Source organism: Bosea sp. F3-2, assembly GCF_008253865.1.
GTDB lineage: Bacteria > Pseudomonadota > Alphaproteobacteria > Rhizobiales > Beijerinckiaceae > Allobosea.
This window is the reverse complement of record NZ_CP042331.1, coordinates 4,048,891-4,068,161: the sequence shown is the minus strand read 5'-3', so window position 1 is coordinate 4,068,161 and position 19,271 is coordinate 4,048,891. Positions and strand designations below refer to the sequence as shown.

Genomic DNA, 19,271 nt, shown 5'->3' with positions numbered 1-19,271 from the left:
GGCAAGGTTCGCACCCGCTTGCCGGTGGCGTGGAAGACGGCATTTGTGTCGCCGAGATGATATGATCTTCTAGTATGTCGGCGGCGTGATGGCGCTCACGATCTCGCTGGGCTCGTCGGCGACATTGCGGAAACGGTGCGGCTCGCGGCTGTCGAAATAATAACCATCGCCGGGCTGCAGAGTGGCTGTCCGGCCCGCCACCGTCACTTCGACCGCGCCGCGGATGACGAGGCCGCCTTCCTGGGCCGAATGAAAGAAGGCCTCGCCCGTATCCGCCCCGGGAGCATAGGTCTCGTGCAGCATCAGCATCGAGCGGCTCGGAAACCCGGTGCCGATGACGCGGTAGGAAATGGCGTCCGCACGGCCGATTTCGACCATCTCCGCCGCTCGGCAGAACGGATTTGGCGGCGAGACCGCGTGAAAATCCAGAAAGAAGCCCGAAAGCGTTGTGCCGAGCGCATCGAGGATCGCGTGCAGCGTGTCCAGCGAAGGGCTGATCAGATCCCGCTCGACCAGTGAAATCGAGGAATGGGACACGCCCGAGCGCAAGGCGACGGCGCGGACGCTGAGCTTTCGGCGCTGCCGCAGCTCCCTCAAACGGTCACCGATCTTCATGCAGGCCTCCTTCGCGCGGGCTGCCCATCTGAGCGCAGTTGGTGAATATCTTCAACAAGCCGCCGCACCTTCTTGCACTGCGGTTCGGCGGCGGGGAAGCTTGGCGGTCTCTTCTGCTCACCGGAACGCGCCGCATGTCCAAACTCGACCCTGCCCTCGAAGCCCGGATCGCGCGCATCAAATCGCCCAAGCGCAGCGCCTGGAGCGACAACACCCCGGTCGAGGCCACGGTGAAGGCCGTTCTGGAGGCCGTACGGCAAGAGGGCGACGCGGCCCTGCGGCGCTATTCCCGCGAGTTCGACAAGCTCGACATCGAGGCCTTCGAGGTCACGCCCGGGGAGCGCATCGCCGCTCTCGACGGACTCGACAGGCAGACCCGCGCCGATACCGAATTCGCCATCCAGCGTGTGCGGGCCTTCGCAGAGGCGCAGCGCAAGACCCTGCTGCCGCTCGAGATCGAGGCGCTGCCGGGGCTGCATCTCGGCCACCGCATCATCCCGATCGCCCGCGTCGGCGCCTATGTGCCTGGCGGACGCTATCCGTTGCTGTCGGCGCCGATCATGACGATCGTGCCGGCCAAGGTCGCCGGTTGCGACGAGGTCATCACCTGCCTGCCGCCGGGGGCGCATCCGGCGATGATCGCGGGCTGTCATCTGTCCGGTGCCGATCGGATCTTCCGCGTCGGCGGCGCGCAGGCCATCGCCGCCATGGCCTTCGGCACGGAGAGCATTCCCGCCGTCGACAAGATCGTTGGCCCCGGCAACGCCTATGTGAACGAGGCCAAGCGGCAGGTCTTCGGACAGGTCGGCATTGACCAGTTGGCCGGGCCGAGCGAGATCTTCGTCGTGGCGGACGAAACCGGCGATGCGGTGACCATCGCTGTCGACCTGCTGGCGCAGGCGGAGCACGATGTGCGCACCCGTGTCGGGCTGATCACCACGGACCGCGATCTGGCGGAGAAGGTCCTCGCCGAGATCGAGCGCCAGCTCGGCAACCTGTCGACCGCCCCGGTCGCCGCCGCGGCCTGGCGCGACTATGGCGAGATCGCCGTCTGCGCCGACGAGGCGACCATGCTGGCCTATTCGGACCATATCGCGGCGGAGCATCTGGAGGTCCATACGCGCGACGCCCAGGCGACGGCCGCGAAGCTGCGCAACTACGGCTCGATCTTCATCGGGGTCGCCGCGAGCGTGGTCTATTCCGACAAATGCTGCGGCACCAACCACACGCTGCCGACCATGGCGGCCGGGCGCTATACCGGCGGTCTCTGGGTCGGCTCCTATCTCAAGACCTGCACGCATCAATGGCTCGACGAGCGCGGCGTCGCAGCTGTCGCCCCGCCGGCGATGCGCCAGAGCGCGAGCGAAGGGCTGGAAGGACACAGGCGGGCGGCGGCGCTGCGGCTGGCGCCGGCTCAATTGCTCGGCGAGATCGGAGCCTGAGCGCGAGAGATTTTCGGAAAACCCTCTATCGCACCGCGAAAAAGGGAGTTCCTATGGGGCAACAACGATCCTGTCCGCGAGGGGCGGAACGGATCGCTGCAGCAGAAGCAGGGAGAAGATCCATGACGTTTCTGAAGTCCATACTCGGCAGCACGGCTCTCGCAGCAGGGATCGCCTTAGCCGGCCTCGGCGCGGCAGCAGCACGCGATCTCACCGTCGTGTCCTGGGGCGGCAACTACCAGGATGCGCAGCGCAAGATCTACTTCAAGCCCTTCGCCGAAAAGTCCGGCAAGCCGGTCCTGGACGAATCCTGGGACGGCGGCGTCGGCGTCATCCAGGCCAAGGTCAAGGCCGGCACGCCGAACTGGGACGCGGTGCAGGTCGAGGCCGACGAGCTCGCCATCGGCTGCGCCGACGGCCTCTACGAGAAGCTCGACTGGAACAAGCTCGGCGGCAAGGACAAGTTCCTGCCGAGCGCCGTGAGCGATTGCGGCGTCGGCGCCATCGTCTGGTCGACGCTGCTGTCCTACGATTCCGACAAGCTCAAGACGGCGCCGACCTCCTGGGCCGATTTCTGGGACACCAAGAAGTTCCCGGGCAAGCGCGCGCTGCGCCGCGGGCCGAAATATGCGCTCGAATTCGCGCTGATCGCCGACGGGGTGGCGCCGAAGGATGTCTACAAGGTGCTGCGCGAGAAGGGCGGCGTCGATCGCGCCTTCAAGAAGCTCGACGAGATCAAGTCCGATATCGTCTGGTGGGAGTCGGGTGCGCAGCCGCTGCAGCTGCTGAAGTCCGGGCAGGTCGTGATGACCTCGGCGTATAACGGCCGCATCAGCGGCATCAACAAGACCGAGGGCACCAAGTTCAAGACCGTCTGGCCGGGCAGCATCTACGCGGTCGACAGCTGGGTGATTCTGAAGGGCAGCCCGAACAAGGACCAGGCGATGGATTTCATCGCCTTCGCCAGCCTGCCGGAGCACCAGTCTAAGCTACCGCAGGACATCGCCTACGGCCTGCCCAACAAGGCTGCCGCGGCCGCCGTCCCGGCCGACCTCGCCGTCGATCTCCCGACTGCGCCGCAGAATCTCGAAAACGCGATCGCCATCGACGTCGACTACTGGAACGACAACATCGAAGACCTGACCAAGCGCTTCAACGCCTGGGTCGGCAAGTAGACCGACGAGCGCCGTCCGTGCGGGCCGAGGGGCAAGCGCCATCGGCTCGTCGCGCGCTCTTCGCAGAGCAGGTTCCGGGCAAGCGCGTGCGCACCCGGGGCGGCTCCAGCCGCCTGCCCGGCGTGGCATCGTCCTCCCGAGAGGTACCCCGCCGCGGCCGCAACGGCTTCGCCTTATCCGTTACGGGAAGTTGATCCTTTGCAAGATCCGGATCCGTTCATCCATTTCGAGGCCATCAGCAAGGTTTTCGGCGCAGTTACGGTGGTCGATTCACTCGACTTCCACGTCGCGCGGGGCGAGTTCGTCAGCCTCCTCGGCCCTTCCGGCTCCGGCAAGACGACGCTCCTGATGATGCTGGCGGGCTTCGAGACGCCATCCGGCGGCAGTATCCATGTCGACGGGCGGCGCGTCGAGCACCTGCCGCCGCACAAGCGCGAGATGGGTGTGGTCTTCCAGAACTACGCGCTGTTCCCGCATATGACGATCGCGGAGAATGTCGGCTTTCCGCTCAAGATGCGCGGCGTCGCCAGAGCCGAGCGCGACGCGCGGGTGAAACGCGCCCTCGATCTGGTGCGCCTCGGCCATCTCGCCGACCGCAAGCCCTCGCAGCTCTCCGGCGGCCAGCAGCAGCGCATCGCGCTGTCGCGCGCCCTGGTCTACGAACCCAAGGTCGTGCTGATGGACGAGCCGCTCAGCGCGCTCGACAAGCAACTGCGCGAGCATATGCAGCTCGAGATCCGCGCGTTGCACCGCGACCTCGGGCTGACCGTGATCTTCGTCACGCATGACCAAGGCGAAGCGCTGACCATGTCGGACCGCGTCGCGGTGCTCAACCGCGGCAAGATCGAGCAGTTCGATACGCCGTCCGGCCTCTATGACAGGCCGCAGACGCGCTTCGTCGCCGAGTTCATCGGAGAGACGAACCTGCTCGCGGGGCGGGTCTCGCAACGCCGGGGCGAAGCCGCGACAGTCGCGCTCGCATCCGGGGGGAGCGTGACCTGCGAGCGGGCGGCGGCCTTCGAAACGGCCCAGGACGTCATGGTCTCGGTGCGCCCCGAAATGCTGCATCTCGTCCAGGATCCCGGCGCCGAGAACGCCTTGCCCGTGACGATCGAAGACCACGTCTATCACGGCGACCATATCCGCCTGCATCTCGCCTGCGCCGAAAGCCGTCTCGTCGCCCGCGCCGGCCGCCGCGACGCAGCGCCGCCGATCGGCAGCAAGGCCTTCGCCAGCTTCGCACCGGGCGATTGTTCGCTGGTGGCCCCATGAGCGCGCGCCTCAAGGCCCTGCTTCTCATTATGCCGCTGGTGGTCTTCCTCGGCCTGTTCTTCCTCTGGCCGCTCTGGATGATGATCTCGACCTCGGTGCAGGGCGGCACGGTGCGCCTCGCCTTTCCGCAAACGGCAACCGCGATCGCGAGCTGGGACGGCAACGGGACGCCCCCGGCCCCCTTGCAGGCCGCCCTCATCCGGGATTTGCGAGCCGATACGCCGCAGGAGCGCTTCGGCGATGCCGTGCGCACGCTCAACAGCCAGCAGGCCGGCTTCCGCACGCTGCTGCCGCGGACGGCGCGGGCCGTGCGGGAGGCCGGCGAGACCGATCCGATCGATCTCGCCGCCATCGATCCGCGATGGAACGACCAGGCCTATTGGTTGGCCCTGAAGCGCGGCATGCCGGCTTATACTGACGCCAATCTGCTGGCGGCCGTCGACCTCAAGCGCAACGACGATGCGCGGATCGAACCCGTCGAGCCCGATTTCGCTGTCAATCGGGCGATCATGCTGCGCACCTTCGTCATCGCGGCGCAGGTCACGCTGCTCTGTGCGGCGATGGGCCTGCCCTTCGCCATGCTGGCCGCGAGCGTGACGGGCTGGAAGCGCAATGCGCTGCTCGTCGCGGTGCTGCTGCCGCTCTGGACCTCGCTGCTGGTGCGGACCGCGGCCTGGCTGATCCTGCTGCAGGACAACGGGCTGATCAACCAGACGCTGCGTGCGATCGGTCTGATCGATACGCCGCTCTCGCTGATCTACAACCGCACCGGCGTGCTGATCGCCATGACGCATGTGCTGCTGCCGCTGATGGTGCTGCCGATCTACGCCAGCCTGATCGCGATCCCGCGCAACCTGATGCCGGCCGCGGCGGCGCTCGGTGCCGCCCCGCTGCAGGCTTTCCGACATGTCCTGCTACCGCTCGCCATGCCCGGCCTCCTGTCCGGCTCGCTGCTCGTCTTCATGGTGGCGTTGGGCTACTACATCACGCCCGCCCTGATGGGCGGCGCGGGCGATCAGATGATCAGCTCGGTGATCGCCTTCTACGCGACGGGAACCGCGAACTGGGGCATGGCGGGAGCGCTCGGCTTGTTCCTGCTGGTGCCGACGACGGTGCTCTACATCGTCTACAGCCGGCTCTCGCGCACGCCGCTGGTGCAGACATGAGCGGCGTTTCGGTTCGTCCGGGCGGCGCGGCGTTCAGCGCGTTGCGGCTCGCCTTCGGGACGCTCGTCGTCGGCTTCCTGCTGCTGCCGCTCGTCGCGATCCTGCCGCTCGCCTTCACCGACAGCGTCTTCCTCGTCTACCCGATCAGCGGCCCCTCGATGCGCTGGTTCGGCGTGCTGGCGGAGAGCCAGGCCTGGACGCGGGCGATCGTCAATTCGCTGATCATCGGCCCCGGCGCGACGGTGGTCGCAACGGTGATCGGGACGCTGGCGGCGATGGGCCTCCGGCGCGAGCTGGTGCCGTTCTCCGGCCTGCTGCGCTCGGTTTTCCTACTGCCGATGGTGGTGCCGGCGGTCGTGCTCGGCGTCGGCATGCAGATCCTCTACGCGCGCATGGGCCTGGCCTCGAGCTATCTCGGCGTGATCATCGCACATGCCGTACTGTGCGTGCCCTTCGTACTGGTCAACGTCGCAGGCTCGCTCGCCAGCATCGATCCGGCGCTGGAGCGTGCGGCGGCCAGCCTCGGCGCCTCCCCGGTCAAGGTTTTCCGGAGCGTGACCCTGCCCCTGGCCATGCCGGGCATCCTCACCGGCGCGGTCTTCGCCTTTGCCACCTCGCTCGACGAGGTCGTGATCACGCTGTTCGTCGCGGGCCCCAATCAGACCACGCTCGCCCGCCAGATGTTCTCTTCGCTGCGTGAGAATATCAGTCCTGCGATTGCGGCGGCCGCCTTCATCATCATGATTCTGACGTTCGCGATGCTGCTCGCCGTAAAGGGAGTCTCACTGTTTCCGACGCTGCGCAAAAAGCGAGGAATCGAAGGCAGCTAGTCGAAGAGCCGTCGTTCCGCGCAGGGTTCGGCCTGGCACGGCGATGCGCCATGTGTGGACGGCTCTCCGTTGGCAAGGGTTTTGTTGGACTGCAGCAGCGCTGGTCGGTGCGGCCATGTGTTCGACCTCACATGATGATTCTCCGGTCAACGGTTTTTTCCGATCATGAACCGAGGTGAGCTCTCTCGCGGCAGGACCTGCCTGCAAACCTCACATCCGGCGGGATGGCGATCCCGACCACTGTCCCGCATACGGGACAGGAGAGCTCCAAAGGAACGGCACCACTCTGTGAAGACGGCGCCAGGCGCCACGCCGAACAACGGCGACGTTCCCTCGGATCACCGGGCCGCAATGCCGTAGCAGTGCAGCCCGATCTCGGAGATGGTCTACGCCGAGGGCTTCATGATCGCGCCCTCGGGCACGATACCGTCAATGACAAACCTCCACAGGGCGATCAGGAGTTTGCGCGCGAGGGCGACCACCATCACTTTGCGGACACGCCGGCCGGTTGAGCCGACGCGATCGCGGAACCAGGCCACTTGCGCTGTACCAGGCTGATAGCGCTGCCAGAGCCAGGCGAGCTCGACCATCACGGTTCTGAGCCGTCGATTGCCAGCTTTTCCGATCCCTTGCTCGCGCTCGATCCCGCCGCTGCTGTACGGAGTCGCAGCAAGACCGGCGTATGAGCCAAGCGCCTTCCCGTTGGCAAAGCGGCGCACAAAGGCCTCGCGGACCAGCACGGTCGCGCTTTGCACACCGATGCCGCGCAGGCTGCAAAGTTGCTGGATCATCTTGCCGCCTTCGTCTGGCGCAACGGCCTCGGCAACGGCATCGCGGTCGCGCTCCAACTCCGCCATTTGCGCGATCACAAGTTCCAACCTGGTGAGCAATCGTTCGATTTTGGCCAGCGCGTTTGGCGGGAGCGGCTTGCCAAGCCCGGTCCGCAGCTCAGCCAGCCGGCGGCGGCGATTTTGGAGAAGGGGATTGTAGTCGCCGGCTCCGAGCGTCGCCAGAACAGCACCGATCCGGTTGACAAGGCCAACACGCTCGGAGACCAGCTCGGTCCGTTCCCGGACGCAGCGCCGGGCATCCTCGTCGACTTCATCAGGGATCGGCACCATCGAACAGACGCGGGGTTCGCCGCGGAGCCATGCGAGCAGCGTGCGCAGGAGCAATTCGGCATCGATGCCGTCGGACTTCGCGCGGCGCATACGCCGATCCACGGGCACGCTCGAAGGCTGGATGACATGGACCTCTACGCCCATCGCGATGAGCCATCTTGCCAGCCAGAACCCGGACCACCCGGCTTCATAGGTCGCAATGACCCGGTCGACCGAGTGGCCGGCAGCAGCCGCACGAGCGCGGTAGCCGTCGATCGCGGATTGAAGGGCGAGCTTGTCCGGATCGATGGTGCGCTTCGCCCGCGTCTGCGGAAGACCGGGGATCTGCGCCGCCAGAACCCAACTCTTGCTACTCAGCTCGATCGCGAGCACGAGCGTTCCATCGTAATGAACAGGGCCGAGAGTGTTGGATGACTGCGACATGGCCGGGGATCCCTCTCTTTTGGATGACGCAGCGTATCCGCCTGCGCCGCAATCATGGGATCTGTTGGTGCGGCACATAAAGCCGCTGGCCATAATGCCTTCCGCGAGGACGGGTCCCGACCAAAACCGCGCGCTTGAAGGCGCTGTGGCGCAAGAGGGCTTTCCTGTCCTTCGGTATCGACCGGCGGGATGCGTTAGTCCGTCGGTGCCCTTCCCAAGCTCGTCGGTGCGGTTCGCCTGATTTACGCGGCAGCCGGCTCCGGCTCGCGGTAGCTCTCGCCGCTGGTCATGATGGCCCAGGCGATCCGGGCGATCTTGTTGGCCAAAGCCACCGTCGCCACCTTCGTCGGTCGCTTCGTCTGTAACTGAACGAGCCACGGCCGGCGGGTCCCGTGCCGCTCGACGTAGCGAACCACGGCCAAGGCGCCGACGACCAGGAGCTGCCGCAGGTAACGGTCGCCCTGTTTGGTGATGCCGCCCAGGCGCTCCTTCCCGCCGCTGGAGTTCTGCTTCGGCACGAGCCCGATCCAGGCCGCCAGGTTACGGCCGGATTTGAAGGCTTTCGGATCAGCCACCGTCGCGACCAGGGCGCTAGCCAGCAGCGGCCCGACGCCGGGGATGCTCATCAGCCTGCGGCCGACCTCGGTGGACCGTGCGCTGGTCCTGATCCGTCGATCGGTTTCCAGGATCTGGAGGTTCACCAGCCGCAGTTGGGCGACCAGAAACTCCAGGCAGACCCTTGCCTCATCCGGCACGCGTGGATCCCTCTCTTCCACCAGCCCGATCAGCTTTTGCAGCCCCTCGTGCCCGATCGGCGCCACCAGGCCGAACTCTGCCATGTGCGGCATCGTTCTTTTGCCGCTTCACATATGGCTTCATATAGCTCGGCGGTATGAGCTTCACTTGGTGGCCCAGCGCGCCGAGCTCGCGGGCCCAATAGTGCGCGTAGCGCAGGCTTCGATGCCGATCAGGCTCGCCGGCTGCTTGGCGAAGAAGGGCAAGACCTGCGCCCGCCGGAGCTGGCGACGGATCACGACTCCCCCGCCGGCATCCACGCCGTGAACCTGAAAGACCGACTTGGCGATATCCAGACCGACTGTGACAACCTCGACCATGAAGCTCTCCTCCTGCTTTGCAGGGGCTCACGCTCCCGCAGGGGCGGAGAGTCGTCCACAGCATCACCTCCGGACATCGGAAAGTTACCCGAAATAGGACGTCCGCAGATCGCTTTAGCGACGCTTCCGCCGATCCAGGCTAGAAGCAGGCGCACGCTCCCAAATTGCGGCTTGGATACCAACCGAAACACTCCGGCAACATCCATTCGGCATGGCGGAAACAAATGCGGTCTATCCGGCGGTCGCAAGCACCACCGGAGCGCCGATGCCAGATGCCTGCTCGCCAACGCGGCCCGTTTCCATCGTGACGCGCTCCCAGTGGGCCGGTATCCTGGTGATCGGGACCCTGTGGGCCGCCATGCTCCTGCTGCGCCTCTTCGATGCAGGCTTCGTCGATAGCGCCTCCGCCTGTCGGCGCATGATCTATCGCGATCCCGTGACCGGGCGAGAGCAGGGTATCGGCGAAGCCCGCATCGCGCCCGACAGCGTCATCGAATGCGACGGAGTCGCCTATCGGCCGGGTCCACGATGACGGCTGTACGGAAACCACGGGTCCGATATGCTCGCATCGCTTGAAGCAACGGATGATAAAGTGAGCGCATCGGCGCATGTTCTGATCGTCGAGGACGACCGCGAAATCAGCGCGCTGGTAGCGCGCTATCTATCGCAGCTCGACGGCGCGCGACGGACGCGAGATGGACCGGATGTTGCGGGACGGCCGGTTCGATCTGATCGTGCTCGACCTCAACCTGCCGGGTGAAGACGGCCTGTCGATCTGCCGGCGGCTCCGCCTGACGACACAGGTGGCGATCATTATGCTCACCGCACGCAGCGAGGATGTGGACAGGATCATCGGCCTCGAGATGGGAGCCGACGACTATCTCGGCAAACCCTTCAATCCACGCGAATTGCTGGCGCGCATTCGGGCCGTCATACGGCGGCAGGGCGGTGGGCAGGCCGATCCGAACGAACTGCCCGGCATCTTCGCCTTTCTGGGCTGGACCCTGAACGCAAACAACCGCGAGCTGACCAATCCGGACAAGGCCCGGGTCGCCGTGACCGGGGCCGAGTTCGATCTGCTGCGGGTCTTCTGCGAGCGGCCCGGGCGCGTGCTCTCCCGTGATGCCCTGCTCGATCTGACGCAGGGGCGAACCGCCGCTCCCTTCGAGCGCAGTATCGATATCCTGATCAGCCGTCTTCGCCAGAAGATCGAACGCGAACCACGCGAGCCGGAATTGATCAAGACGATCCGTTCGGGCGGTTATCTCTTCACTCCCCCCGTCGAGCGGCAATGACCCGGCTGTTTCGCCTGCCTGCGCGGATCGGCAGCCAGATTGCGCTCCTGGTGGTCGGGATCATCGGCCTCGCTCGCGCTCGACGACATCGCCGCGTGTCAGCGAGGGGCGCGCGTGCTCATGCTGGCGAGCGCCAGCCTGGCGCGCCATGCCCGCGAGCGTGGCCTCGTGCCGGTCCGTGTGCGGCCCGATATCGTCTTTCTCGGCCGCGACCGGCGCTTCAGCCATGCGCGGCTGGCGCTCGCCGCCAATGCCATACGGGCGGGAGCCGAGCTCGTCGTCGCCAACCCGGATCTCGTCCATCCTGGCCCGGGCGGCGCGGTCGTGCCGGAGACCGGCGCGCTCCTGGCCGCGCTGCTCGCCTGCACCGGTCCGGTGAGCTATCGCCTCATCGGCAAGCCGGAGCCGACCCTGTTTGCTACTGGGCTCGCCTTGCTCGACCTGCCCAAGCGGGCTGTCGCGATGCTCGGCGACAATCCCCGGACCGATGGCGAGGGCGCCCGTCGCTTCGGCCTGCGCTATGTCGAGATCGCCGACGGGGTGTTCCCGCAAGCGCATGGCGAGACGGCTTGCCCACGGCAGAAAGGCGTGATCGCCTTGCCAGCATGACCTCGTCTCAACCCAAGCCGGATGCCGACGCGATGCCCGAGAGCCCCGACCGGCCGCGCACCGGGTCACATGACGGCTTCGATGGCGTGATCGAGCGGCTAACGGCGCTGCGCCCGACGCTGCCGCCGACGGCTGCGCGCATTGCCGACATCTTCCTCGCCCATGCGGCCGAGGTCGTGCACATGTCGGTGACGGAGGTGGCCGAACGGGCGGAAGCGAGCGAAGGCAGCGTGATCTCGCTCTGCCGCCTGCTCGGTGCGCGCGGCTTCCAGCAGGTCAAGATCGCGCTGGCGCGCGATCTGGTGCAGCCGGTGCAGTTCATCCACGAGGATCTGGCGCGCGCCGACGACACCGGGACGGTGATCGAGAAGATCTTCCGCAGCGATCTGCAGGCGCTGCACGACACGATGAAGGTGCTCGACAAGGGCGCGATGGAGAACGCGGTCGCCGCGATCCGCAAGGCGCGCCGCGTCGAGCTCTACGGCATCGGCAGCGCCGCTCCGATCGCCGAGGACGCCAATTACCGGCTGCCTGCGCATCGGCGTCGAATCCAAGGTTGTAGTCGATTCGCACGTCCAGGCGATCAGCGCCTCGCTGACCGGTCCGGACATCGTAGCGATCACGATCTCGCATTCGGGCTCGACCCACGAAACCGTCACTGCGACCAGGCTGGCGCGGGAGGCGGGTGCAACCACAATCTGCATTACCAATTTCGGCAAATCGCCGCTGCTCGCCTATGCCGATATCGTCTTGAACACCGTGGCGCGGGAGACCCAGTTCCGCACCGAGGCGATGACGAGCCGCATCGCCCAGCTCGCCGTCATCGACGCCCTGATCGCCTGCCTGTCGCTGGCCGATTACGATAAGGCCGTCGCGACGATCGGCAAGACCTTCGACGTACTGGCGACGAAACGCTTCTAGCCCTCTGGATTGGTCCCGCGGCAAGCCGCTCTGCCAAGAGGGCTTTCGCTATTGCAGGCCGCGTGCGAATGACCGTTCCATCTCGCACCAGTGGCAGACATTGAGTGATGGCCCGCAAGCGGACAATGGCCATGCTAGTCGGCGTCTAACCCCTTTCGGCCATTCCATCGTCCCGATCGGCTTCAGGACGCCTCCCGCCTTTGCCGGTCAGACGCCGCCCGCGCCGTGCCCGCATTGAGCGAGCCGGGCTCAGGTCTCCAATGTGCAGAGGCGCTCTTCTGCCTCCATCGCCGGCTCGGCCTCTTGCTCGGTTCCACGCCCGAGGAAAGCGAAGACGACGATAGCGGTGACGATTGTGATGGCGCAGAGCATCAGGAGCAATGCGGCGAAGGCGTCGCCATAGCTCTGGACGAGCGCCGTATGGCTCATCTGGGGCAAGGTGGTCGCGGCGCTCGCGATGTCGCCGGTGACGAGCCGTTGGGCGGCGGGGCCTGCATTTGCCGCCGGCGCGCCAGCCGCGAGATGGCCCGCCGTCAGGGCGGACAGCACGGCGCTGACCACAGCGAGCGCTACACCTTCGCCGGCTACACGCGTAGTGCTGAAGATACCGGTCGCCATGCCGGCGCGCTCCTTGGGCACGACACTGACGGCAAGCCCGTCCATCAGCCCCCAGGGCAGGCTGATGCCAATGCCGATCAGCGCCATCGGCATGGCGACGCCCATCGTCGTGCCTCCGAGCGGGAGGCGGCTCAGCCAGAACAGGCCAGCGGCGGAGATCAACAGGCCGACGCCGCAGATCGCCGCTGGCGCAAACCAGCGCGTCATCAGACCGGCCGCGATCGGCAGAACCAGCAGTGGTGCCGAGAGCGCGATCATCAGCCGGCCGGCAGCGATCTCGCTCAAGCCCTCGATGCCAACGAAACGCACCGGCAACAGGATCAGCAGCACGACGAAGGCATAAGCCGGTGCTGCTGCCAGCAATTGCACCCCGACGAACCGGGGGTAGCGGAACAAGGAGAGGTCCAGCATCGGCCGAGCGACGCGCCGCTCGATCACGTTGAAGGCGATGAAGCACCCGACGGAGCCCGCCAGCAGGCTCATCACGATCGGCTCGGACCAGCCGCGCTCCGGTGCCAGTAGGACGCCATAAGTGAAGAGCGCCAGGGCCAGCGTGAAGCTGAGCGCGCCCGGCCAGTCGAGGCTGGCTGCGCCCGGGTCGCGCGTTTCCCGCAGGAAGCGCGCGCCGAGCGCCAGGGCGAGCACCGCCAGAACGACCACGAGCCCGAAGATGCTGCGCCAGCCGAAGGCGTCGATCATCACCCCCGACGCGATCGGTCCGAAGGCAAGGCCGACGCCAAAGCTCGTGCCGACGATGCTGAAGGCACGGATGCGCGCGCGCCCATCGAATTCCTGCGCCAACGCAGCCATGCCGCCGGAAAAGGCGGCTGCCGCTGCGATGCCCTGGGCCGCCCGCCCGAGATCGAACCAGAGGATGTCGGGTGCAACGGCCAGTGCCATGGAGAGCATGGCGAATGCGCCGACGCCGACGAGGAAGACGCGCTTGCGGCCATAGGCATCCGCCAGCCCGCCTGCCGCCATCAGGCTCGATCCGAAGCTCAGCATGAAGGCGTTGGTGACCCAGTTGAGCGCGACCGGGCTGCCGCCCAATGCTCTGCCGATGGCGGGAAGCGCCACCGCCGGCCCGGTGAAGGTCAGTGGCATCGCGGCAGCGGCGAGGCAGACGGAGAGCAGCACCAGCGCCTGTCCAGTCGCGCTCGGTCGGGTGATGGCTTGCGTCATGGATTGGATTGTCCTGTTCGACGGCGGCGCTGCGCCTCCGATCGGCACTCGCCTTCCTGTCGAAACAGGATAATCTTGATGGAATAACTGCCAATGAACCCTTCATTCCGATCTTATCGGAATGAAACGCTCGAATGATCATGTGCCGAAAGGGCTAGGGTGGATTCGCTGACCGGCCTTACGGCCTTTGTACGAACCGCGGATCTCGGCAGCTTCGTCGCGGCCGGGCGCGTGCTCGGGCTTTCTGCGTCCGCGGTCGGCAAGGCCGTGACCAAGCTCGAACAGCAGCTTGGCATCCGCCTGTTCCAGCGCTCCACCCGCAGCCTGCGGCTGACCGAGGAGGGTCGCGCTTTCCACGAGCGCTGCCGGCGCATCCTCGACGATCTCGACGACGCTCGCGCCATGCTCGCTCGCACCTTGGACGTGCCGCGCGGGCGTCTGCGCGTCAGCGCGCCGATCGTGAGTTATCACCTGCTGTTGCCGGTCTTGCCGGAATTCATGGCGCGCTATCCCGAGATCGAGGTCGATCTCGATTTCAACGACCGCCTCGTCGATCTGATCGATGAGGGCGTCGATGTCGCGATCCGCAGCGGAGACCTCCCGGATTCGCGCCTGATGGCGCGGACCTTGCGGCCATTCCAGATGCTGCTCTGCGCCGCACCGTCCTATCTGGAGCGCCATGGCAAGCCCGAGTGCCCACGCGATCTCGACGGGCATCTCGGCGTCCGCTTCCGCTATCCCAACAGCGGCAAGACTCAAGCATGGCCGCTCACGCTGCTGGCTGGCGAACCGGAGCTGCGCGTCCGCACGGTGTTGACCTGCAACAATATGGAGGCGCTGCGCGGCGCCACCGTCGCCGGCCTTGGCATCGGCTGCATGCCGGATTTCCTGGCGCGCGATGCGCTGGCGAAGGGGGAACTGCGCACCTTGCTCGACGCCCGGATCGATGCTCCCGGCAATTTCAGCCTGATCTGGCCCTCCAACCGCAACCTCTCGCCGAAAGTCCGGGTCTTCGTGGATTTTATCGGGGAACGCCTGTTTTCAACCCGCTGCGAGACACTTCCCCAAGCAACGGTCGCCCCCAGTTGAGCCAGCCCCCGTTCCTTCGGCTGTCCCAGCCGCCTTCGGAGCATCGCCTAGTCGGTATCAAGCCCGGCCTCGTCGATAGCTTTTTGTCGCTTCTAGCGCTTGGACAAGCGCCGCACATTCGAGCGCACCTTCGTCCTGTATCCGCGAATGACCCCGGTGGGGGGCCGTTCCGGTTGCGAGCCTGCCGGCCGCCCGTTGAGCGGCGGAAACCTTCTCTGTCACCATCAACTTTGCCCCGCGACTGGCCGCTTGGCCGCCCTTGGAAAGTCTGATTGTGCGCAGCCAAATCGCTTGCTGCGCTTCGAACGCGAGCATCGACATCTCGAAGAACATTTTGAACATCTGAGCCGCGATCCTTGCGAGATGCTACTACGCGAGCCGGAGCCTGATGTGCCACAAGCCGCTACAGGATCATTCTCTCGGTGTTGGCAGCACCGCCGCTTGAGCATCGATATAGGCATCAGAAGCAGTCAGAGCCGCCTCAACCAACGGCCTGACAAAGGCGCGGACATCGCCACGCCATTCCTCGCTGGCTTGCTCCCAGAGAAACTGCCGCTTTTCGCGGTTCATTTCGTGGAAGGCCTTTGCTGCCGCTTCGATGGCAATTTCGGTTCGTTCGTCAGGCATTGCTTGCCTCGTCGTCAACTAACCCCAGAGAAACAACCATGCCCGGCCCCGCACTGTTCCGGAGCATCTTCCGCCCGGCCGGGCGTCGCTGGAAGCCGGTGGCGTCACTTCGTGATTGGCGCGGCCGGCTCTGGATCCTGCACCCCCACGAAGGGATGGCGGCGCGGGTGATGGCGATGCCGCGGGGAAGATGGTGTGGCTAGTTCAGCTGTTCACATCCCAATGCGCGCTGACGTCCTCAAGGTAGACGGTAATCGTGCGGCCAGCCACAGCCACCCCTCCGGCCGCGCTCCCCACTGTCGAGTTCACAAGCACCACGCTGGCTGCGTCAAGGTGGTCGACTTCGCCTGAGATTATCACCCCGCCAGTCGTCAACACGGCAAGACGGGTGTTCGGCGGATATTTCTTCAAGTCATTAAGAGCTGTCACAGGCTGACCCCCAAAAGGCACGGAGGCGGCGCGCCCCACTCACTCAGCCGAGGATATGGCGGCAGGTTCGACAAAGCCAACGGACTGGGAAGCCGTAGAGAGGGAATACCGGGCAGCCGCTAGGCATTGCCACACTAGGTTAGGCGATCCATCAAATCGATGTGCCGTTTCACGGCAGCTCTATGCGCCTCGTCATGGTCGATGGCTTCGGGGTCGCACAGCCAGTAGACGGCGGCCCCGGTCGGAGCGGCGCCCCGGAGTTGAAGGTCTCCGCCGCTATAACCCGCCCGCCTTAAGTTCCTCGATGAGATTTTCAGTGCCGTGTTCGATCGGGTATTCCCGCGGTGAGTTTCGTCGACCTGAATCAGGTCATGCTTTGGCGTGAAATGGCAAGAATTTCCCACCGGTTGGCGACAAATACGGCAGCGAGCTCACCAAGCCGTTCTTCGAAAGTCGGGCGTCAGGGCCGAGTTCCGTTTGGCTGCGACCAGAGGGTCGTGTTTGTCGCATGCTGCCGGCACGCGAGCGGAGCGACGAAGGAACGATGTCTCTGCTGCTCGATTGCTGAGGGCAAACCGCGAGGAGGGGAATTTAATGACAATTCGCGCAACCCGTATTGCGATTGTTGCCGCAACACTGCTCAACGTGCCGGGAATGCTTTCGGCCCAAACTACCCCTGCGGTTCAACCGCACGTGCCGCTTGAAAAGTCCATCGGACAAGCGAAGCCTGAAGTCGTTCCGTCGCTGTTTGTCCTCAACTCCCAGGGTGCCAGTCTGAAGGACGGCAAGCTGGTGCTGGTCGGCATCTCTCCGAACGCCATCGTCTTCGCTGACCGCCCGGTGAGGGCGGCGGGACACGACCTGACCGCCAGAATCGTCGAGGACTGGGGCAACGGCAGCGACAATTTCGCAAAAGACCCGCCGAACGCTACGGTTTCCGGCTTCAAGAAAGATGGCTCGACGGTCCTAGACGCCGTAGTCGTCTTGAAGTCGCCGAAACTGGAAGGCGGAAACCTGACCTTCGATGTCGATGTGCTCGAGGGCAGTCTGACGGGTGCTGACGGTCCGGCATCGGTCTTCATCGACATTATCGGCCGTCCCTTTACGCCCTTGTCTTTTGCCGGCGTCGCACGCAGGACTGCCTGGCGAGGCGCCTATTACCGTGGTGCAATGGCTGCCGGAGCGGTTGCCGCCGGAGCGGCAGCGGCAGCCTACCCATACTACTACGCCCCGCGCTGCGGCTACTATCCACTCCCGCCTTGCTACTGATGCCTCCTGGCCGGCCTGCGCCTGCATCACCGGTTCACGCTTCAAACCGACATGGTCCTGCGGGGTGACGTTGGCGGCTTCAATGGGGACGTAAATTCCCTCGGCAGGCCAAAGCCAAGTCGACTGGGAACTCGTCCGCACGCAGAACGCAGCCTGGAGCGCGATGGTCGGCTATCGCGCTCACTAGGCCGATAACGAAGGGGGGCTTCATCATCATTGATTCTGACGTTCGCGATGCTGCTCGCCGTAAAGGGAGTCTCACTGTTTCCGACGCTGCGCAAAAAGCGAGGAATCGAAGGCAGCTAGTCGAAGAGCCGTCGTTCCGCGCAGGGTTCGGCCTGGCACGGCGGTGCGCCATGTGTGGACGGCTCTCCGTTGGCAAGGGCTTTCGAGCGTTCTGCAGGGCTGGTCGGTGCGGCCATGTGTTCGACCTCACATGATGATTCTCCGGTCAACGGTTTTTTCCGATCATGAACCGAGGTGAGCTCTCTCGCGGCAGGACCTGCCTGCAAACCTCACATCCGGCGGGATGGCGATCCCGACCACTGTCCCGCATACGGGACGGGAGAGCTCCAAAGGAACGGCACCACTCTGTGAAGACGGCGCCAGGCGCCACGCCGAACAACGGCGACGTTCCCTCGGATCACCGGGCCGCAATGCCGTAGCAGTGCAGCCCGATCTCGGAGATGGTCTACGCCGAGGGCTTCATGATCGCGCCCTCGGGCACGATACCGTCAATGACAAACCTCCACAGGGCGATCAGGAGTTTGCGCGCGAGGGCGACCACCATCACTTTGCGGACACGCCGGCCGGTTGAGCCGACGCGATCGCGGAACCAGGCCACTTGCGCTGTACCAGGCTGATAGCGCTGCCAGAGCCAGGCGAGCTCGACCATCACGGTTCTGAGCCGTCGATTGCCAGCTTTTCCGATCCCTTGCTCGCGCTCGATCCCGCCGCTGCTGTACGGAGTCGCAGCAAGACCGGCGTATGAGCCAAGCGCCTTCCCGTTGGCAAAGCGGCGCACAAAGGCCTCGCGGACCAGCACGGTCGCGCTTTGCACACCGATGCCGCGCAGGCTGCAAAGTTGCTGGATCATCTTGCCGCCTTCGTCTGGCGCAACGGCCTCGGCAACGGCATCGCGGTCGCGCTCCAACTCCGCCATTTGCGCGATCACAAGTTCCAACCTGGTGAGCAATCGTTCGATTTTGGCCAGCGCGTTTGGCGGGAGCGGCTTGCCAAGCCCGGTCCGCAGCTCAGCCAGCCGGCGGCGGCGATTTTGGAGAAGGGGATTGTAGTCGCCGGCTCCGAGCGTCGCCAGAACAGCACCGATCCGGTTGACAAGGCCAACACGCTCGGAGACCAGCTCGGTCCGTTCCCGGACGCAGCGCCGGGCATCCTCGTCGACTTCATCAGGGATCGGCACCATCGAACAGACGCGGGGTTCGCCGCGGAGCCATGCGAGCAGCGTGCGCAGGAGCAATTCGGCATCGATGCCGTCGGACTTCGCGCGGCGCATACGCCGATCCACGGGCACGCTCGAAGGCTGGATGACATGGACCTCTACGCCCATCGCGATGAGCCATCTTGCCAGCCAGAACCCGGACCACCCGGCTTCATAGGTCGCAATGACCCGGTCGACCGAGTGGCCGGCAGCAGCCGCACGAGCGCGGTAGCCGTCGATCGCGGATTGAAGGGCGAGCTTGTCCGGATCGATGGTGCGCTTCGCCCGCGTCTGCGGAAGACCGGGGATCTGCGCCGCCAGAACCCAACTCTTGCTACTCAGCTCGATCGCGAGCACGAGCGTTCCATCGTAATGAACAGGGCCGAGAGTGTTGGATGACTGCGACATGGCCGGGGATCCCTCTCTTTTGGATGACGCAGCGTATCCGCCTGCGCCGCAATCATGGGATCTGTTGGTGCGGCACATAAAGCCGCTGGCCATAATGCCTTCCGCGAGGACGGGTCCCGACCAAAACCGCGCGCTTGAAGGCGCTGTGGCGCGTGTGGGTTTTCCCGTTCTTCGGTTCGACCGGCTGGCTGCGTTACGTTCGTTTCGCCCTTCCCAAGCTCGTC

At 65.4% G+C, this 19,271-nt stretch carries 16 protein-coding genes and 3 pseudogenes; 12 read left to right on the top strand and 7 right to left on the bottom strand.

Annotation, left to right across the window (positions count from 1 at the left end; genetic code table 11):
• Positions 1–69: 69 nt before the first annotated feature.
• On the bottom strand, positions 70–615 hold the full coding sequence (locus FQV39_RS18650) for a cupin domain-containing protein (RefSeq protein WP_149131648.1): 546 nt from the start codon (positions 613–615) through the stop codon (positions 70–72).
• 134 nt (positions 616–749) lie between these two features.
• Between FQV39_RS18650 and hisD the strand changes: the two genes are divergently transcribed.
• The 5 genes from hisD to FQV39_RS18625 all read left to right on the top strand — a co-directional run bounded on the left by hisD (position 750) and on the right by FQV39_RS18625 (position 6,500).
• Positions 750–2,057, top strand: coding sequence for a histidinol dehydrogenase (hisD, locus tag FQV39_RS18645; RefSeq protein WP_149131647.1), 1,308 nt, complete (start codon positions 750–752; stop codon positions 2,055–2,057).
• A gap of 131 nt (positions 2,058–2,188) precedes the next feature.
• Entirely contained in the window at positions 2,189–3,232 is a 1,044-nt protein-coding gene (locus tag FQV39_RS18640; RefSeq protein ID WP_472840652.1) for an ABC transporter substrate-binding protein, read from the top strand.
• Between the two features lie 198 nt (positions 3,233–3,430).
• Positions 3,431–4,504 carry an ABC transporter ATP-binding protein gene (locus tag FQV39_RS18635; RefSeq protein ID WP_149131645.1) on the top strand — a complete coding sequence of 358 codons (1,074 nt, stop codon included), beginning with the start codon at positions 3,431–3,433 and terminating at the stop codon, positions 4,502–4,504.
• Positions 4,501–5,670 (top strand): ABC transporter permease, encoded by a 1,170-nt coding sequence (locus FQV39_RS18630; RefSeq protein ID WP_149131644.1) that lies wholly within the window; start codon positions 4,501–4,503, stop codon positions 5,668–5,670. The genes FQV39_RS18635 and FQV39_RS18630 overlap by 4 nt, the downstream gene beginning before the upstream one ends.
• Positions 5,667–6,500 (top strand): ABC transporter permease, encoded by an 834-nt coding sequence (locus FQV39_RS18625; protein WP_149131643.1) that lies wholly within the window; start codon positions 5,667–5,669, stop codon positions 6,498–6,500. The genes FQV39_RS18630 and FQV39_RS18625 overlap by 4 nt, the downstream gene beginning before the upstream one ends.
• Before the next feature lie 386 nt (positions 6,501–6,886).
• Here the strand turns inward: FQV39_RS18625 and FQV39_RS18620 are convergent, their stop codons facing one another.
• Entirely contained in the window at positions 6,887–8,044 is a 1,158-nt protein-coding gene (locus FQV39_RS18620) for an IS110 family RNA-guided transposase (RefSeq protein ID WP_149130259.1), read from the bottom strand.
• A gap of 242 nt (positions 8,045–8,286) precedes the next feature.
• A pseudogene (locus FQV39_RS18615) lies at positions 8,287–9,159 on the bottom strand (IS110 family RNA-guided transposase).
• 304 nt (positions 9,160–9,463) lie between these two features.
• On the opposite strand from FQV39_RS18615, the gene FQV39_RS18610 reads away from it, so the two are divergent.
• The 5 genes and pseudogenes from FQV39_RS18610 (at position 9,464) to FQV39_RS33780 (ending at position 11,984) form a co-directional block, all read left to right on the top strand.
• Positions 9,464–9,691 (top strand): hypothetical protein, encoded by a 228-nt coding sequence (locus tag FQV39_RS18610; protein ID WP_149131642.1) that lies wholly within the window; start codon positions 9,464–9,466, stop codon positions 9,689–9,691.
• Positions 9,692–9,718: 27 nt separating this feature from the next.
• Positions 9,719–10,454 (top strand): annotated as a pseudogene (locus tag FQV39_RS18605) (response regulator).
• A 120-nt stretch (positions 10,455–10,574) separates the two neighbouring features.
• Positions 10,575–11,063 carry an HAD hydrolase-like protein gene (locus FQV39_RS18600; protein ID WP_248313435.1) on the top strand — a complete coding sequence of 163 codons (489 nt, stop codon included), beginning with the start codon at positions 10,575–10,577 and terminating at the stop codon, positions 11,061–11,063.
• Positions 11,060–11,308, top strand: a pseudogene (locus FQV39_RS33785) (hypothetical protein); the annotation flags it as partial. The gene FQV39_RS18600 and the pseudogene FQV39_RS33785, both read left to right, overlap by 4 nt.
• 274 nt (positions 11,309–11,582) lie before the next feature.
• Positions 11,583–11,984, top strand: coding sequence for a MurR/RpiR family transcriptional regulator (locus FQV39_RS33780; protein ID WP_349238593.1), 402 nt, complete (start codon positions 11,583–11,585; stop codon positions 11,982–11,984).
• Positions 11,985–12,233: 249 nt separating this feature from the next.
• Here FQV39_RS33780 and FQV39_RS18590 read toward each other — a convergent pair whose 3' ends face one another.
• A complete protein-coding gene (locus FQV39_RS18590; protein ID WP_149131640.1) occupies positions 12,234–13,784 on the bottom strand; it encodes an MFS transporter in 1,551 nt (516 codons plus the stop codon).
• Between the two features lie 159 nt (positions 13,785–13,943).
• Here FQV39_RS18590 and FQV39_RS18585 point away from each other — a divergent pair, with 159 nt between their 5' ends.
• Positions 13,944–14,873 (top strand): LysR family transcriptional regulator, encoded by a 930-nt coding sequence (locus FQV39_RS18585; RefSeq protein ID WP_149131639.1) that lies wholly within the window; start codon positions 13,944–13,946, stop codon positions 14,871–14,873.
• 57 nt (positions 14,874–14,930) lie between these two features.
• Here the strand turns inward: FQV39_RS18585 and FQV39_RS18580 are convergent, their stop codons facing one another.
• Complete coding sequence (locus FQV39_RS18580) at positions 14,931–15,215, bottom strand: hypothetical protein (RefSeq protein WP_248313063.1); 285 nt, start codon at positions 15,213–15,215, stop codon at positions 14,931–14,933.
• Positions 15,216–15,284: 69 nt separating this feature from the next.
• Positions 15,285–15,500: a hypothetical protein gene (locus tag FQV39_RS18575; protein ID WP_149131638.1), complete on the bottom strand. Its 216-nt coding sequence runs from the start codon at positions 15,498–15,500 to the stop codon at positions 15,285–15,287.
• Positions 15,501–16,523: 1,023 nt separating this feature from the next.
• Here FQV39_RS18575 and FQV39_RS18570 point away from each other — a divergent pair.
• Positions 16,524–17,198 (top strand): hypothetical protein, encoded by a 675-nt coding sequence (locus FQV39_RS18570; protein WP_248313062.1) that lies wholly within the window; start codon positions 16,524–16,526, stop codon positions 17,196–17,198.
• A 691-nt stretch (positions 17,199–17,889) separates the two neighbouring features.
• On the opposite strand, the gene FQV39_RS18565 is transcribed toward FQV39_RS18570, so the two are convergent.
• Positions 17,890–19,047 carry an IS110 family RNA-guided transposase gene (locus FQV39_RS18565; RefSeq protein ID WP_149130259.1) on the bottom strand — a complete coding sequence of 386 codons (1,158 nt, stop codon included), beginning with the start codon at positions 19,045–19,047 and terminating at the stop codon, positions 17,890–17,892.
• Positions 19,048–19,271: the final 224 nt, after the last annotated feature.

Bases quoted from the DNA above. Each gene is read 5' to 3' on its own strand.
- FQV39_RS18650 (WP_149131648.1), bottom strand. From the start codon at position 615: ATGAAGATCGGTGACCGTTTGAGGGAGCTGCGGCAGCGCCGAAAGCTC.
- hisD (WP_149131647.1), top strand. From the start codon at position 750: ATGTCCAAACTCGACCCTGCCCTCGAAGCCCGGATCGCGCGCATCAAA.
- FQV39_RS18630 (WP_149131644.1), top strand. From the start codon at position 4,501: ATGAGCGCGCGCCTCAAGGCCCTGCTTCTCATTATGCCGCTGGTGGTC.
- FQV39_RS18625 (WP_149131643.1), top strand. From the start codon at position 5,667: ATGAGCGGCGTTTCGGTTCGTCCGGGCGGCGCGGCGTTCAGCGCGTTG.
- FQV39_RS18620 (WP_149130259.1), bottom strand. From the start codon at position 8,044: ATGTCGCAGTCATCCAACACTCTCGGCCCTGTTCATTACGATGGAACG.
- FQV39_RS18600 (WP_248313435.1), top strand. From the start codon at position 10,575: ATGCTGGCGAGCGCCAGCCTGGCGCGCCATGCCCGCGAGCGTGGCCTC.
- FQV39_RS18590 (WP_149131640.1), bottom strand. From the start codon at position 13,784: ATGACGCAAGCCATCACCCGACCGAGCGCGACTGGACAGGCGCTGGTG.
- FQV39_RS18580 (WP_248313063.1), bottom strand. From the start codon at position 15,215: ATGTTCAAAATGTTCTTCGAGATGTCGATGCTCGCGTTCGAAGCGCAG.
- FQV39_RS18575 (WP_149131638.1), bottom strand. From the start codon at position 15,500: ATGCCTGACGAACGAACCGAAATTGCCATCGAAGCGGCAGCAAAGGCC.
- FQV39_RS18570 (WP_248313062.1), top strand. From the start codon at position 16,524: ATGACAATTCGCGCAACCCGTATTGCGATTGTTGCCGCAACACTGCTC.
- FQV39_RS18565 (WP_149130259.1), bottom strand. From the start codon at position 19,047: ATGTCGCAGTCATCCAACACTCTCGGCCCTGTTCATTACGATGGAACG.